The following is a 15,056-nucleotide window of genomic DNA, read 5'->3' on the forward strand; positions in this document are numbered from 1 at the left end:
GGGTGTGGGGAAGATCATGCGACCGGGTCAAGGGGCCGACGTGATCCTGCCCGCCGGGGTCGCCGACGGGCAAGGAAATTGAGCTGCTTCTGAGCTTGCGACTTGGACTTTCGGCTGCTTTAGGGTATTGCGCTCACTTGCGGGTGTTGCGCTCCGCGCCCTGGGCGGATTCGGGCTTCTTGAAGCCGATGTCCTGGTAGCGCGGGGAGGCGAAGCCCCAGGCCCCCGCGTTCACGAGGTCGGGCCTGGCGGCCACCAGCTGAGGGCGCTGGTAGAGCGGGATGGAGCCGGCCGCGGCCCAGATCCGGGCGTCGGCCTGGCGGACCAGGTCACGGGCCTCCTCCTCGTCGAGGGTGGCCGCCGCCTGGTCGAAGAGCTGGTCGATGCGGTCGGTGCCGACCCGGGCGTAGTTCTGCTCGACGAGCAGCGAGCCGTCGGAGGCCGGCTCGGGCTTCGCGTAGATCGGGCGGGCGTCGGTCGCCGGGAAGGCGGTCGCGGGCCAGGAGTAGAGGGCCAGGTCGTAGTCGCCGGAGGCGATGTGGTCCTTGAAGAAGCTGTCGTCGGAGACCTTGGTGACCTCGGTGCGGATGCCGACGGCGTCCAGCATCCGCACGATCCGGTCCCCGACCGCCCGCAGCGACTCCGAGCCCGGCCCCGAAGGCAGGACGAAGCGGAGGCTGAGCGCCTTCCCGTCCTTGCCCAGGGCCTGCCCGGTACCGTCCACGGCGGCCGGGGCGGCGGTGCCGCGCGGGGCGTAGGCGCCGGCCACGGGCTCGGCGGGGTGCGCCTGGAGCTGTGACTGCACCTGGGCGCCCGCGCCGCTGCCGGTGTCCAGGGCCGCGGCCTGGCGGAGCAGTGCCGCGCTCTGGAGGGCGGCGACGGGGGCCGGGGCGAGGATGTCGGTGCCGTTCTCGGGGCCGCCGGCGCCGATCAGCGGGCCGGTCGGCCGCCGCTCACCGGGCTTGTCGTCACCGACGATGTAGAGGCCCTCGTCGGAGACGGCGTCGGCCTCCTTCTTCCTGGGCGTCTGCTCGGCCTTGCCGTCGGTCTTCTTCTCCGCTCCCGCCTTCGCCTTCTCGGCGTCCTGCTTCGTGGCCTCGCTGCCCGCCTTCGTTCCGGCGGCCGGCTTCTGCAGCGCCCCGCCCGGCACCCAGCCGGCGTCGGCGAGCAGCGCCCGCGCCTCCTTGGTGTCCTGGTCGCCGAGCGCGTCGCTGCTGTCGGCGTACGCGGCCTGACCGGCGAGCGCGAGGTGGCTGCCCGGGGGCCTGGCCGGCAGGCCGAGGGGCTTGAGCACCGTCTCGGCCAGCTCCTGGCGGTCGATCGCGCGGGCCACCGCCCGGCGCACCCGCTCGTCGGCGAGCGGGCCGGACTCCCCGTTGAGGGAGAGCTGGGTGTAGGCGGGCTCCAGGGACTTGCGGACCACGAACCGGGAGAGGCCGCTCTGCTCGGTCGCGTACCGGGCGATGGCCTGCTGGTTCTTCTCCCGGGCCGCCCGTACCTCCGCGGCCTTCGCCGCGTCGGAGCCGTGGGCGAGCGCCCAGGACTTCAGGGCGCCGGCGGGCGTGATCCCGGCACCGGGCCCGTGGGCGAGGACGTGACCGGCGTTCTTGCCGGACTGGGCGTCGCGGGTCGCGAGGGCGATCCGCTCGGCGACGGCCCGGTCGATCTCGGCCAGGTCCAGCTTGCCGGCGGCGAGCGCGGTCGCCCGGTCGGCGCGGGGCACGGCGGTGAGGACGACGGTGTCGAGCTTGGCGTTCTGGCCCCACCAGCGCGGGTTGCGGGCGAGCGTGACGGTGCCGGCCTTGCGGTCGATCGTCTTGAGGAGGAACGGTCCTGCGGTGGCCTTGAGGGAGGCGCGGGCGCCGTCGTTGAAGGTGTTCGGGGTGCCCATCACCTCCTTCGGGTAGAGCGGGGTGAAGAGCGAGCGCCAGTCGGCGTACGGCTTGCCGAAGGTGACCCGCACCTCCAGGTCGTCCTTGCCGCGCTCGATCTTCTCGATGCGCTCGTAGCCGGCGTTGCGCGCGGTCCAGTAGGCGGTGTCCCGGCCGCTGAGCGCGCGCCACTGGGCGACGAAGTCCGGGGCGCCGATCTCGCGCCCGTCGCTCCACACCGCCTGCTGGTTGAGCTTGTAGAGGACGACCTGCTTCGGCTCGGTCTCGACGACCTCGGCGGATTCCAGGTAGTCGGGGTTCAGCCGCGGGCGGCCGCGCTCGTCGAGGGTGTGGAGGGCGGGCAGCACCGCGCCCGCGATGCGGGCGGTGGCGGCGTCGGCGTCGGCCTGGAAGGCGTTGAGCGTGGTGGGCAGCGCGTCGACGGCCCAGCGCAGGTTTCCTCCGTCGGCGACCCGCTCACGTGCGGCCGGCGCGTTGTCCTGGGCGGCGGCGGGCGGCTCGTCGCCGCTGTCGCCGGAGCTGCATCCGGCGAGGACGGCGAGCGCGAGGACCGCGCTGCCGAGCGTCGCGACGGAGCGGAGCGTGCGGGAGCGGGGGCTCCTGGAGCATGTCCTCCCGCGAGGGGCGCCGACCTGGGACATGACTTGTACCCCTTCGTCCAGTTTCATGCCATTTGGAGATGATCACACCTATTGCTCATACACTGAAAAGGACGGAGCGGATCCGGTGACGGCGACACGGCGGCGCGTGCGGCAAACCCCACTCGTGCGGCCCAATCGCCCGGCCGCCGGGGCGCTCCGGACGAGTGGAATCACGTGCACACGGCTTCACAAGCGGGATGTGACGCGCGACACTCGCGTGTGACCCGCGCTCGCGGAAGTGAGGGCAACCATGTCCGTTCAGGACGATCTCGCGGCCGTCAAGCGCCGCCTGCAAGACCTGGAACACACGGTCGAAGAGCTGGAACGCCGCGTCGGGGCGGAGCGGGGCGCACCCAGGGTGCCGACGGAGGGCCGCGCCGAGAACATGGTGACGATCCCCGACACCCCGTACGACTCCCAGAAGTGGACCGACATCGACGACGAGGGCCTGGGAGCACGCGACCGCCACGCGCCGTAGAGCCGAGGAGGCCCTGTTGGCCACAGGTACCCGACCCCCGACGAGAAACGGAACGGCGACGGGGGTGCGCTCCGCCGGGCGCGCCTCCCTCGCCGCTCGCCATCTGCGCACCGACCGCTGGTGGCTGGCGCCCGCCGCCACCGCGGCCGGACTGCTCGCCTTCGTCGCCTACTCGACCTGGCGGGCCTTCGCGAACGCCGACTACTACGCCGCTCCCTACGTGTCACCGTTCTACTCGCCGTGCCTGGCGGAGAACTGCGTCCCCATGCGGGGCGGCCCCAACTGGGCGCTGTTCGGGAGCTGGTGGGGCCTCTCGCCCGCCCTGCTCATCCTGATCTTCCCGCTCGGCTTCCGGCTGACCTGCTACTACTACCGCAAGGCCTACTACCGGGGCTTCTGGGCCTCTCCCCCGGCCTGCGCGGTCGCCGAACCCCACCGCTCGTACAGCGGCGAGACCCGCTTCCCGCTGATCCTGCAGAACATCCACCGCTACTTCTTCTACCTGGCACTCCCGGTCGCCGGTGTCCTCACGTACGACACGGTGCTGACCTTCCGGGACGAGGACTACGCGTGGGGCCACGCGGGGCTCGGGACGCTCGTCTTCCTCGTCAACATCGTGCTGATCTGGGCGTACACGCTGTCCTGCCACTCCTGCCGGCACATCGTCGGCGGCCGGCTGCGGCACTTCTCGAAGCATCCCGTCCGCTACCGGCTCTGGACCTGGGTGGGCCGGCTGAACCGCCGCCACATGCAGCTCGCGTGGGCCTCGCTGATCAGCGTCGCCGCCTGCGACCTCTACGTGTACCTCCTCGCCACCGGTGCCTTCGACGACCCGAGGTTCTTCTGACATGACTCCTGTGGAGCGACAGCAGTGGGACGTGATCGTGGTCGGCGCGGGGGGCGCCGGGCTGCGTGCGGCGATCGAGGCGCGGCAGCGGGGCGCCCGGACGGCCGTCATCTGCAAGTCCCTGTTCGGCAAGGCGCACACCGTGATGGCGGAGGGCGGCATCGCCGCCTCCATGGCGAACGCCAATCCGCACGACACCTGGCAGACCCACTTCCGCGACACCATGCGCGGCGGCAAGTTCCTCAACCAGTGGCGGATGGCCGAGCTGCACGCCCAGGAGGCTCCCGACCGGGTGTGGGAGCTGGAGACCTGGGGCGCCCTCTTCGACCGCACGCCCGACGGGCGCATCTCCCAGCGCAACTTCGGCGGCCACGAGTACCCGCGGCTCGCGCACGTCGGCGACCGGACCGGCCTCGAACTGATCCGCACCCTCCAGCAGAAGATCGTCTCCCTCCAGCAGGAGGACTTCCGCGAGACCGGCGACTACGAGAGCCGTCTGAAGGTCTTCCAGGAGTGCACGGTCACCCGCGTCCTCCGGAGCTCGTCCGGAGGAGGCTCCGGCGCCGGCTCCGAGCGGGTCTCCGGGGTCTTCTGCTACGAGCGGGAGTCCGGACGCTTCTTCGTCCTCCAGTCCCCCGCGGTCGTCCTCGCGACCGGCGGCATCGGCAAGTCCTTCAAGGTCACGTCCAACTCCTGGGAGTACACCGGCGACGGGCACGCGCTCGCGCTGCTCGCGGGGGCGCCGCTGGTGAACATGGAGTTCGTGCAGTTCCATCCGACCGGCATGGTCTGGCCGCCGTCGGTGAAGGGGATCCTCGTCACCGAGTCCGTGCGCGGCGACGGCGGGGTGCTGCGGAACTCCGAGGGCCGACGGTTCATGTTCGACTACGTCCCCGAGGTCTTCAAGGAGAAGTACGCCCAGTCCGAGGAGGAGGGCGACCGCTGGTACGAGGACCCCGACAACAACCGCCGCCCGCCCGAGCTGCTGCCCCGCGACGAGGTGGCCCGGGCGATCAACGCGGAGGTCAAGGCCGGCCGCGGCTCCCCGCACGGCGGGGTCTTCCTCGACGTGTCGACGCGCATGCCGGCGGAGGTGATCCGGCGCCGGCTGCCGTCGATGTACCACCAGTTCAAGGAGCTCGCGGACGTCGACATCACGGCCGAGGCGATGGAGGTCGGGCCGACCTGTCACTACGTGATGGGCGGCGTCGCCGTCGACTCGGAGTCCGCCGCGACCGTCGGCGTGCCCGGTCTCTTCGCCGCCGGCGAGGTCGCCGGCGGCATGCACGGCTCGAACCGGCTCGGCGGCAACTCCCTCTCCGACCTGCTGGTGTTCGGGCGACGGGCCGGACTGCACGCGGCCGCCTACGCGGCGGAGGCCGGCCGGCCCGACGTCGGCGAGGAGGCGGTGGCGGCGGCCCGGACGGAGGCGCTGGCCCCGTTCGACGGCGACGGGGAGAACCCGTACACGCTCCACCAGGAACTCCAGCAGACGATGAACGACCTCGTCGGGATCATCCGGCGGGAGGGCGAGATGGCCGAGGCCCTGGAGCGGATCGCCGAACTGCGGGAGCGGGCGCGGCGGGTCGCCGTCGAGGGCCACCGGCAGTTCAACCCCGGCTGGCACCTCGCGCTCGACCTGCGCAACATGCTCCTGGTCAGCGAGTGCGTGGCGCGGGCGGCCCTGGAACGCACGGAGTCCCGGGGCGGCCACACGCGCGAGGACCACCCGTCCATGGACCGCGCATGGCGCCCGGTGAACCTGCGCTGCCGGGCGGCCGACGGGGGCGGGGTGGACCTCGAACGGGTGCGGACCGAGCCGATCAGGGCCGATCTGCTCGCCCTCTTCGAGAAGGAGGAGCTGGCGAAGTACCTCGCCGAGGAGGAGCTGGACGCATGAGCACGTACGACGCGAGGTTCCGGATCTGGCGGGGCGACGCCGGCGGCGGCGAGCTCGCCGACTACACGGTCGAGGTGCACGACGGCGAGGTGGTGCTCGACATCGTGCACCGCCTCCAGGCCACCCAGGCGCCCGACCTGGCCGTCCGCTGGAACTGCAAGGCCGGCAAGTGCGGCTCCTGCTCGGCCGAGATCAACGGGCGTCCGCGGCTGATGTGCATGACCCGGATGTCGGTCTTCGGGCGGGACGAGACGATCACGGTGACGCCGATGCGGGCCTTCCCGGTGATCCGCGACCTGGTCACGGACGTCTCCTTCAACTACGCGAAGGCGCGGGAGATCCCGGCCTTCGTGCCGCCCACGGGGCTCGGCCCGGGCGAGTACCGGATGACGCAGGAGGACGTCGACCGCTCGCAGGAGTTCCGGAAGTGCATCGAGTGCTTCCTGTGCCAGGACACCTGCCACGTGGTGCGCGACCACGAGGAGAACAAGGCCGTGTTCGCCGGCCCGCGCTTCCTGATGCGGATCGCCGAGCTCGACATGCACCCGCTCGACGCGGCGGAGGAGACCGGCCTCGACCGCCGCCGCACCGCCCAGGACGAACACGGCCTCGGCTACTGCAACATCACGAAGTGCTGCACCGAGGTGTGCCCGGAGGAGATCCGGATCACGGACAACGCCCTGATCCCCATGAAGGAACGGGTCGTGGACCGCAAGTACGACCCGGTCGTGTGGCTGGGCGACAAGATCCGACGGCGGAAGGGGTAGGGGCGAGGGGCGCGCCCCGTCCGCGGGGGTGCGGCACGAGCGCGCCGTTCCGCGGGGCTCGGGCCCAGGGGCGCACCCATCCGCGGGGATGCGGCACGAGCGCGCCGTTCCACGGGGCTCGGGCCCAGGAGCGCCGTTCCTCAGAGCTCCGGCCCGGGTGCGCGCCCTGCCGGGGCTCCGGCACAGGTGCGCCCCCTGCCGCCGGGCCCCCGGCCCGGGCCGTAAGGGTCAGTGCCAGCCGTCCCGGTACGCCTGCCAGTCGCCCTCCTCCGCGGCGAAGTCCACGTAGAGCGCCAGGCCGAAGCGCTCGCGGTCCGGGGCCGTGCGCCCGAGGCCGAGGCGGGCGCCGCGGACGGCGGCGGCGACGGTCTCGGCCGACTCGTGGTGGCCCAGGTCGTCCTCGTGGAAGAAGGGCAGGCCCATGAGCAGGTCCGTCCCCTCGGGCGTCACCTCCAGGGCGAGGCTGGTCTGCTGGGCGACGTAGCCGCCGTACGTCCCCTCCAGCGGCATCCAGGTGTCGTACGACATGACCGCGATCTGGTCGACCCGTCGGGCGACCTGCCCGAAGAACTCCTGCGACCACCACTTCTCGCTGCCGGACAGCGCGCCGAGGACCGTGTGGGCCGCCGGCAGCGGGTCTATCTGGTGCGCGGCGACCGAGAGCGGTGCCTTGCGGGGCCGGGTCAGCGCTCCGAGGTCGTCGAGGAGCGACAGATAGCGACGGTCGTCGGAGTGCAGCGGCTCCAGGTCGAAGTGGACGCCCTCGAAGCCGGCGTCGAGGACCTGCCGGGCGGAGGCCACCACGGCGGCCCGGCTGCCGGCGTCCTCCAGGCGCAGCCCGTCCGGGCCCTCGGAGGCGAGGACGTCTCCGAGCCAGGCGTGCACCCGTATGCCGGGCATCGTGCGGTGGACGCCGTCGACGAGCCAGCGCGCCCGCGGGTGGCGGGCGGCGGGCAGGGTGCCGTCGTGCTCCAGGGGCCCGGCGTGGACGTACAGGTCACGTATGCCCGTGCCTCTGATCCGCTCGGCGAACGCGGCGAGGTCGGCGTCCTTCTTGCGGCCGTCGACCCAGGCGTGGCCGAGCCAGATGGCGTCCTTGCCGCGGGTCTTCGTCCCCTCGCGCGGCTCGCCGGTGTAGTTGAGGCGCAGGGCCGTGCCCGCGGCCAGCGCCGGCACGACGAGCACGAGGACGAGTCCGAGGGCGACCCAGCGCCCCCGCCGCCACACGCTCTTCCATCGTCCGTTCACCCGGGCCCCCCGAGAGTCGTCGCGTCACTGGAACCACCGTAGCGATGGCTACCGACAGTGACGCACGCCTGTGGAGAACGGTTTCCGCACGTCCGGACCGGCCCGGTCGCGCACCCCCAACCCTGGACATAACCTCACTTTTGTGACACGAACAGCCACCCGAGCCCTGCTCGCGGTGCTGGTGGCGGCGTGGTGGCTGGTCGTGCCCGCCGTTCCCGGCGCCCGCGCCGACGACCCCGTCGTCCTGTCCCGGGAGGGGCAGATCACCGACCGGGTCGGCGCCCTCGGCGACCGGCGCCCCTCGGTGGTGCGGGCCCTCGGCCAGCTCTACGACGCCCGGCGGGTGCAGCTCTTCGTCGTCTACGTACGGGACTTCTCCGGCCGCCCCGCCCAGGGCTGGGCCGACGCCACCGCCGACCGCAACGGACTCGGCCGCGACGACGTCCTGCTCGCCGTCGCCACTCACGACCGGCAGTACGGCTACTCCGCCGACCCCGGCTCGCGCCTCACCCAGGCCCAGCTCGACGACGTCGCCCGGACCGCGATCGAACCGGCCCTGCGGCAGAACGACTGGGCGGGCGCGGCCATCGGGGCCGCGAACGGCTACGCCGCCGTCCTCGCCGGACACCCCGTCCCCGCCCCCGCGATCACTCCCGGACCCGCCGACCCCGGCGGGAACGCGGCCGAGGACTCCACCTCCGCCACCGACCTGGTGCTGCCCCTGGCGCTGGTCGGCGGCGCCGGCGCGCTCGCCGCCTACGCGTGGACCAAACGCCGCCGCAGGACCGCCACCCGCACGACACCGGGCGGCGGGGGCTGGGGCTCCGCCGCGGGCGGCAGCGGCTGGGGCACCCCGAAGGGCCCCCCGCCGCCCCGCCTCGACGAACTCGACGGGCGGGCCCGGCAGGCGCTCGTCGCCGCCGACGACGCCGTGCGGACCAGCAAGGAGGAACTGGGCTTCGCCACCGCCCAGTTCGGCGAGGAGGCGGCCACCCGCTTCGCCGAGGCGGTGCGGTACGCCGAGAGCGAGCTCACGGCCGCCTTCCGGGTGCGCCAGCAGCTCGACGACGCGTTTCCCGAGGACGACGCGACCCGGCGGTCCATGCTCGACGAGGTCCTCAAGCGCTGCGCCGACGTGGACGCCCGCCTCGACGCCGAGTCCGAGGACTTCGACCGACTGCGCGCCCTGGAGCGCAACGCCCCGCAGGCGCTGGAGGCCGTCGAGTCGGCCTTCCGGGAGCAGACCGGCCGGGTGGGCACGGCGGAGGCGACGCTGACGGCGATGCGCGAGCGCTACACCGAGTCCGCGGCCGCCCCGGTCTCCGGCGACGTCGAACAGGCCAAGGACCGGCTGGTGTTCGCGACCACCACCGTCAGCCGGGCCCGGCATCTCCTGGACCGGGGCGACAACGGGGGCGCCGCCGTGCAGATCCGGGCCGCCGAGGGCGCCGTCGACCAGGCGGCCCGGCTCATCGACGCCGTGGACCGGCGGGCCCAGGAGCTGGCGGAGGCCGTGGGGAAGCTGTCCGGGGCGCTCACCGAGACCGCGGCGGACCTGGCCGACGCCCACGGGCTTCTGCAGGGCACCGCGGAGGGGGAGCCGACGGCGGACCTGCGGGGCCGGATCGGCCGGGCCGAGTCGGTGCTCGCCGACGTGCGCGGGGCGATGGGCTCCGGCCGGTACGACCCGATCGACGCGCTGCGCCGCCTCGAGGAGGCGGACACGGCGCTCGACAAGGCGCTGGAGGGCGCGCGGGAGCGCGAGTCGGGCGGCCGACGCGCCCGTGCGCTCCTGGACCAGGCGACGCTGACGGCCCGTTCGGCGATCGGCGCGGCCGCCGACTTCGTCACGACGCACCGCGGGGCGGTGGGCGCCGAGGCCCGCACCCGCCTGGCCGAGGCGCAGCGGCGCCTGGACCGGTCGGGGCGGCTGGCCGGCGACGACCCGCAGGCGGCGCTCGCCGAGGCGCAGCAGGCGGACGTGCTCGCCCGGCAGGCGCAGGAGCTCGCCGAGCAGGACGTGCGGTCGTACGGGAACCCGAACGGCCTGGGCGGTGTAACAGGAGTGGGAGGTGCCGGGGGCGGCGGGCTCGGAGGGGCCGTGCTCGGCGGCATCATCCTCGGCGGACTGTTCGGGGGAGGACGTGGTGGGGGTGGACACGGTGGTGGACATGGCGGGGGTTTCGCGGGCGGAGGCTTCGGCGGCGGCCCCGGCAGCTTCGGCGGCGGGGGCACCCGCGGCCGACTGGGCGGCGGCGGGCGCTTCTGACCCCGCTCGATCATTCGTCACCCGACTCGTACGTCTACCCGCACGTCTCGTACGTCGTGCGCGCAAGGAGACCGACCATGAGCAAGCAGACCGTCCTCGGCCGGGTCGCCCAGCTGGCGAAGGCCAACATCAACGCGCTCCTGGACCAGGCCGAGGATCCGCAGAAGATGCTGGACCAGCTGATCCGCGACTATGCGAGCAACATCGCGGAGGCGGAGGAGGCGGTCGCGGCGACCATCGGCAACCTGCGCCTGATGGAGCAGGACCACCGGGAGGACGTGGACGCGGCGAAGGAGTGGGGCGCGAAGGCGCTGGCCGCGAGCCGCAAGGCGGACGAGCTGCGGGCCGGCGGGCAGCCGGCGGAGGCGGACCGCTTCGACAACCTGGCGAAGGTCGCCCTCGGACGGCAGCTGCAGTCGGAGAAGGAGGCGTCGACGGCGGAGCCGACGATCGCCGCGCAGACCGAGGTGGTGACGAAGCTCACGTCGGGCCTGGACCAGATGAAGGTCAAGCTGGGCGAGCTCCAGGCCGAGCGGGACGAGCTGGTCGCGCGGGCCAGGTCGGCGCAGGCCCAGAGCACGATGACGGACGCGGTGCGGAGCGTCGACCTCCTGGACCCGACGAGCGAGCTGAGCCGCTTCGAGGACAAGGTCCGCCGGGAGGAGGCGAGGGCGCTGGGCAAGCAGGAGCTCGCCGCCTCCTCGCTGGACGCCCAGTTCGAACAGCTGGACGCGCTGGGCGACCAGGCGGAGATCGAGGCCCGGCTGGCCGCGCTGAAGGGCTAGCGGGCGGTGTCGTGTCGACCGGGCCGGATCGTGCCGCGAGCCCGGCAGGATCGGCGAGCCGCCCCCTGGCGCCGCACGGAAGCCCGGTCGTGGACCGGTCCGGGTCGTGGCCGGTCCGGTCCGTAGGCTCAGAACATGCTGAGCAGCTGATCCACCGTCGGTTCGGTGAAGCCGTCGCCGTCCGGCAGCGGCAGCTCGAACCAGACGGTCTTGCCGCGCGGGGTGCGGCGCGAGCCCCAGGCGGCGCTGAGCAGCCCGACCAGCTGCAGTCCGCGCCCGCCCTCGTCGGTGTCCTTGGCGCGGCGCCGCCGGGGCTGGACGAGACCCGCGTCCCACACCTCGCAGACCAGAGTGCGGTCGCGCAGCAGCCGCAGCCGGATCTCGCCCTCGCCGTAGCGCAAGGCGTTGGTGACCAGCTCGCTGACGAGCAGCTCAACGGTGTCGACCAGGGGTTCCAGCCCCCAGGTGGTGAGCTGGGCGCGGGCCAGTTCGCGGGCGCGGCCGACCGAGCGGGGCTCCCTGGGGAGCCGCCAGTCGCCCACGGCTTCGCTCGGCAGCCCCTGGATGCGCGCCATGAGCAGGGCGATGTCGTCCTCGCCGTGCCGGGTGTCGAGGGTGTTCAGGACGTGGTCGCAGACGTCCTCGAGGGGCCGGCCGTGGTTGGCGAGGGCGCTGCGGAAGGCGCTCAGCCCCTCGTCCAGGGCGTGGTCGCGGGACTCGACGAGGCCGTCGGTGTAGAGCGCGAGCAGCGCGCCCTCGGGCAGCTCAACCTCCACCTCCTCGAAGGGCTCGCCGCCGACGCCGAGCGGCATGCCCGGCGGCACGTCGAGGAGCAGGGCCTCCTCGCCGGGTTCGACGAGCACAGGCGGCAGGTGGCCCGCGTTGGCGAAGGTGCAGCGCCGGGTGACGGGGTCGTAGACGGCGTAGACGCAGGTGGCGAGATAGACCTCGGAGAGCTCGGGGCCGCGGGCCTTGTGGGCGCGCGCGGACTGCTGGGCGCCGGCGGGGGCGCCGAGGCCGCGGGCGATCTCGTCGAGGTGGGAGAGGACCTCGGCGGGTTCGAGGTCGAGCTGGGCGAGGGTGCGCACGGCGGTGCGCAGTTCGCCCATGGCGACGGCGGCGCGCAGGCCGCGGCCCATGACGTCGCCGATGACCAGCGCGGTGCGGTGGCCGGGAAGTTCGATGACGTCGAACCAGTCGCCGCCGACCTCGGAGCCGACGGTGCCGGGGAGATAGCGGCAGGCGATGTCCAGTCCGGCGGCCTCGGGGTCGCCGGGCGGCAGCAGGCTGCGCTGGAGGATGAGGGCCCGCTCGTGCTCGCGCCGGTAGAGGCGGGCGTTGTCGATGCAGACCGCGGCGCGGGCGGCGAGTTCGACGGCGAGGGCACGGTCGCGCTCGCCGAAGGGCTCGCTGCCCTTGGCGCGGGAGAACTGGACGAGGCCGACGACGGTGTCGTGGGCGACCATCGGGACGACGAGGGTGGACTGGACGAGGCTGCCGTCCGCCCCGGGGACGGAGCGGGCGCGGCCGGTGCGCAGGGCCCCGGCGCAGGGCGAGTTGAAGGGGTACCGGTGCACGGAGCCGACCTCGATCGGGCCGCTGTCGCAGCACACCCCGCCGTCGGCCCCGGGCGTCGGGGCGGCCGTGTCGTCGCCGCTGGGACGCGGCTTCCCGACGCGTACGGGGGTGTCGGAGACGGAGCTGGCGACGGCGACCCGGCGCAGTTCGGCGCTGCCCGCTCCGTAGCCGACGTCGTGGGAGCTGCCCCAGCGGCCGGGCGGGGCCTCGTCGCCGGTGAGCAGCCCCTGGTAGAGGTCGACGGCGGCGAGGTCGCAGAAGCCGGGGACGGCGACGTCGAGGAGTTCGCGGGCGGTGGCCTCCAGGTCGAGGGAGTTGCCGATGCGGGCGCCGGCCTCGTTGAGCAGGGCGAGGTTGCGGCGGGCGCTGGCGGCCTCGCGGGCGGCGTTCTGCCGGCGGGTGACGTCGATGCCGAGGCCGGCGACGCCGATGGGGCGGCCGGAGCCGCTGTGCACGCGGTAGAGGTTGACGGACCAGTGGCGCCGGTCGGTGGAGCCGGGCGCGGCGCCGACGATCTGGAGGTCGGCGACGGACTCGCCGGTCTCCAGGACCTTGCGGAGCGCGGCGGTCATCCGCTCGGCCTCGGGCCGGGTGAGGTAGTCGTACACGGTCCGGCCGCGGTGGTCGGCGGCGTTGCCGCCGAAGACGGTGGCGAAGCGGCGGTTGGCCCGCTTCACGGTGAGGTCGGTGCCGAAGAGCAGAAAGCCGAACGGGGATTGGCCGAAAATGGCCTGCGAGGCGGCGAGGTCGGTCTCTATGCGGCGCAGCGCCCGCACGTCGACGACGATGCACAGGGCCGCCTTCTCCCCGCGCTCGGTCTCGCTGGGCATGACGTACATCTCGGCGATGCCGTGCGGGCGGTCCTCGCCGGGCATCCGGAAGGGGACCAGGCCCGTCCATTCCTTGCCGTCGAGGATCTCCTTGACCCTGCGGTGTCCGCGCTCGCGCAGGTCGGCGGGCATGAAGGCCTCGACCGGGTCCTTGCCCCGGGCCTGCTCGGCGGTCACGCCGAAGAGCTCCACGGCCCGCCTGCTCCATTGGTCGACAAGCCCGTCGGGGCCTATCGAGAAGGAGGCGACCCGGATGTAGTCATAGATCGACCCGGGCGGGCTGCTCTGCCACACGACACCGCTCGCCGTCTCAGGTATCTCGCTCACGCGACCGTCCCCTCCAGCTCACCGCACCGGACCGGCCATGACCGAAGTATTCAGCACCACGGCCCCCGTCGGCACGACGTTCACGATCACAGGGTGGTCTCGTTCGTTTCCGGCCGAGTCCCGCTGATCGTCGTCCCACCCTCTTTACTCACCAGGGAGGGCCAGCTCGAACCACACGGTTTTCCCGGAACGTCCCGCCCGGGTACCCCACCGGCGGGCGGAACAGGCCACGAGCTGCAGTCCGCGGCCCCCCTCGTCGTCCGGTCCGGCGGGGCGCTCGGTGGGCTGATCCGGAAGCGGATCGGAGACCTCCACGAGGAGCGCGGGGCCGTGTCCGGGGCCGATTCCGTCGGGCAGCTGCCGGACGAGGCGGACGCCGATGGGGCCGGAGGCGTAGCGCAGGGAGTTGGTCACCAGCTCGCTGACCAGCAGGACGGTCACGTCACCGATCACCGAGTCGAGCTGCCAGGCCCTCAGGGTGTCCCGCACCGCGTGACGAGCCGTGCGCACGGCGTTGGCCTCCGCCGGAAAATGCCATTCGGCGCAGTCGCCTTCGGTGTCGATCACGAAGCCCACGTCCTATTTCGGGGGGTTAATCAGGACATACCCGATATTCGGAGTGGGATATCGCGCGCACTCGGCCCTGGGCGCACGGTGGCACGAACGGCGTAGGGATCAGCCTCGCGCGCCGTCCGTCGGGGCGGCGGAGGCCTCCGGGGCGCCGGGCAGCAGTCGTCCGGCCTCGGCGACGGCGGGGCGGTCCTGGTCGAGCCAGTCGACGGAGTCCAGCTCGTGGCGGGCGAGCCAACGCAGCTCGTCGTGGTCCTCCAGGGGCCGCGGCTCGCCGGAGGTGAGCCGGGCGGCCCACACGCGCAGGACGTAGCCGGGCTTGAGCGGCCATTCACCGGGAACGCGCGCGCCGACCTCGGTCTCGATGCCGAGCTCCTCGCGCAGCTCGCGGACCAGGGCCTCCTCCGGGCTCTCCCCCGGCTCCAGCTTGCCGCCGGGCAGCTCCCAGCGGCCGGCGAGCTCTTCGGGGGCGCTGCGGCGGGCGGCGAGCAGCCGCCCCTGATGGCAGAGGGCCCCGGCGACGACCACGACAGGGTCGGGCGTCCCGGGGTCCGTTCGGCGATCGGTCATGGTGCGGAGCGTAACCCGGGTGGCGGCTACGGCCGCCCGGGCAGCAGATCGAGGGTCAGACGGCGGGCTGCCCGATGCGCTCGACCCAGTAGAGCTGCTTGTGTCCGCGGTCGTCGAGGCTGTCGGCGACCTTCTGGGCCTCGTCCTTCGTCGCGTACCGGCCGACGCGGTAGCGGTTGCCGTTGTCGTCCTGGCGTATGACCAGCCAGGCAAGGTCGGGACCGCTGTCGCTCATCGGGCTTCTCCCTCCGCCGGTCCGGCCGTCTCTAACGATCTCCTGGAAACCGCGCTGCGCATATGCCCGAGCTTACGCCTGACATTTACACAGCGGATACGGGTTTTCACAAAGAGATA

At 73.2% G+C, this 15,056-nt stretch carries 12 protein-coding genes; 6 read left to right on the forward strand and 6 right to left on the reverse strand.

What is annotated here, in order from left to right:
• Nucleotides 1-133: 133 nt before the first annotated feature.
• Nucleotides 134-2,533: an ABC transporter family substrate-binding protein gene (locus AB0M16_RS04625; RefSeq protein WP_365338658.1), complete on the reverse strand. Its 2,400-nt coding sequence runs from the start codon at nt 2,531-2,533 to the stop codon at nt 134-136.
• Between the two features lie 250 nt (nt 2,534-2,783).
• Between AB0M16_RS04625 and AB0M16_RS04630 the strand changes: the two genes are divergently transcribed.
• From AB0M16_RS04630 to AB0M16_RS04645, 4 genes are read left to right on the forward strand one after another with little or no spacing between them, the layout of a single operon-like run.
• Nucleotides 2,784-3,011: a hypothetical protein gene (locus tag AB0M16_RS04630; protein ID WP_365338660.1), complete on the forward strand. Its 228-nt coding sequence runs from the start codon at nt 2,784-2,786 to the stop codon at nt 3,009-3,011.
• Nucleotides 3,012-3,027: 16 nt separating this feature from the next.
• Nucleotides 3,028-3,858: a hypothetical protein gene (locus tag AB0M16_RS04635; RefSeq protein WP_365338662.1), complete on the forward strand. Its 831-nt coding sequence runs from the start codon at nt 3,028-3,030 to the stop codon at nt 3,856-3,858.
• Between the two features lies 1 nt (nt 3,859).
• A complete protein-coding gene (locus tag AB0M16_RS04640) occupies nt 3,860-5,758 on the forward strand; it encodes a fumarate reductase/succinate dehydrogenase flavoprotein subunit (protein WP_365338664.1) in 1,899 nt (632 codons plus the stop codon).
• Nucleotides 5,755-6,525, forward strand: coding sequence for a succinate dehydrogenase/fumarate reductase iron-sulfur subunit (locus AB0M16_RS04645; protein ID WP_365338666.1), 771 nt, complete (start codon nt 5,755-5,757; stop codon nt 6,523-6,525). The genes AB0M16_RS04640 and AB0M16_RS04645 overlap by 4 nt, the downstream gene beginning before the upstream one ends.
• 228 nt (nt 6,526-6,753) lie before the next feature.
• On the opposite strand, the gene AB0M16_RS04650 is transcribed toward AB0M16_RS04645, so the two are convergent.
• The gene (locus AB0M16_RS04650) at nt 6,754-7,773 is read right to left on the reverse strand and encodes a hypothetical protein (RefSeq protein ID WP_365338668.1); all 1,020 of its coding nucleotides are present in this window, start codon (nt 7,771-7,773) and stop codon (nt 6,754-6,756) included.
• 142 nt (nt 7,774-7,915) lie between these two features.
• Here AB0M16_RS04650 and AB0M16_RS04655 point away from each other — a divergent pair, with 142 nt between their 5' ends.
• Nucleotides 7,916-10,042: a TPM domain-containing protein gene (locus AB0M16_RS04655; protein WP_365338670.1), complete on the forward strand. Its 2,127-nt coding sequence runs from the start codon at nt 7,916-7,918 to the stop codon at nt 10,040-10,042.
• Nucleotides 10,043-10,119: 77 nt separating this feature from the next.
• Nucleotides 10,120-10,827, forward strand: a complete 708-nt coding sequence (locus AB0M16_RS04660) for a PspA/IM30 family protein (protein WP_365338672.1) — start codon at nt 10,120-10,122, stop codon at nt 10,825-10,827.
• Between the two features lie 128 nt (nt 10,828-10,955).
• Here AB0M16_RS04660 and AB0M16_RS04665 read toward each other — a convergent pair whose 3' ends face one another.
• The 4 genes from AB0M16_RS04665 to AB0M16_RS04680 form a co-directional block, all read right to left on the reverse strand.
• On the reverse strand, nt 10,956-13,562 hold the full coding sequence (locus AB0M16_RS04665; protein ID WP_365338674.1) for a SpoIIE family protein phosphatase: 2,607 nt from the start codon (nt 13,560-13,562) through the stop codon (nt 10,956-10,958).
• Nucleotides 13,563-13,706: 144 nt separating this feature from the next.
• Entirely contained in the window at nt 13,707-14,129 is a 423-nt protein-coding gene (locus AB0M16_RS04670; protein WP_365338676.1) for an ATP-binding protein, read from the reverse strand.
• Nucleotides 14,130-14,237: 108 nt separating this feature from the next.
• Nucleotides 14,238-14,702 carry a (deoxy)nucleoside triphosphate pyrophosphohydrolase gene (locus AB0M16_RS04675; protein ID WP_365338678.1) on the reverse strand — a complete coding sequence of 155 codons (465 nt, stop codon included), beginning with the start codon at nt 14,700-14,702 and terminating at the stop codon, nt 14,238-14,240.
• A 55-nt stretch (nt 14,703-14,757) separates the two neighbouring features.
• On the reverse strand, nt 14,758-14,937 hold the full coding sequence (locus AB0M16_RS04680) for an SPOR domain-containing protein (RefSeq protein ID WP_365338680.1): 180 nt from the start codon (nt 14,935-14,937) through the stop codon (nt 14,758-14,760).
• Nucleotides 14,938-15,056 lie beyond the last annotated feature (119 nt).

This window comes from Streptomyces sp. NPDC051921 (assembly GCF_040680975.1).
GTDB lineage: Bacteria > Actinomycetota > Actinomycetes > Streptomycetales > Streptomycetaceae > Streptomyces.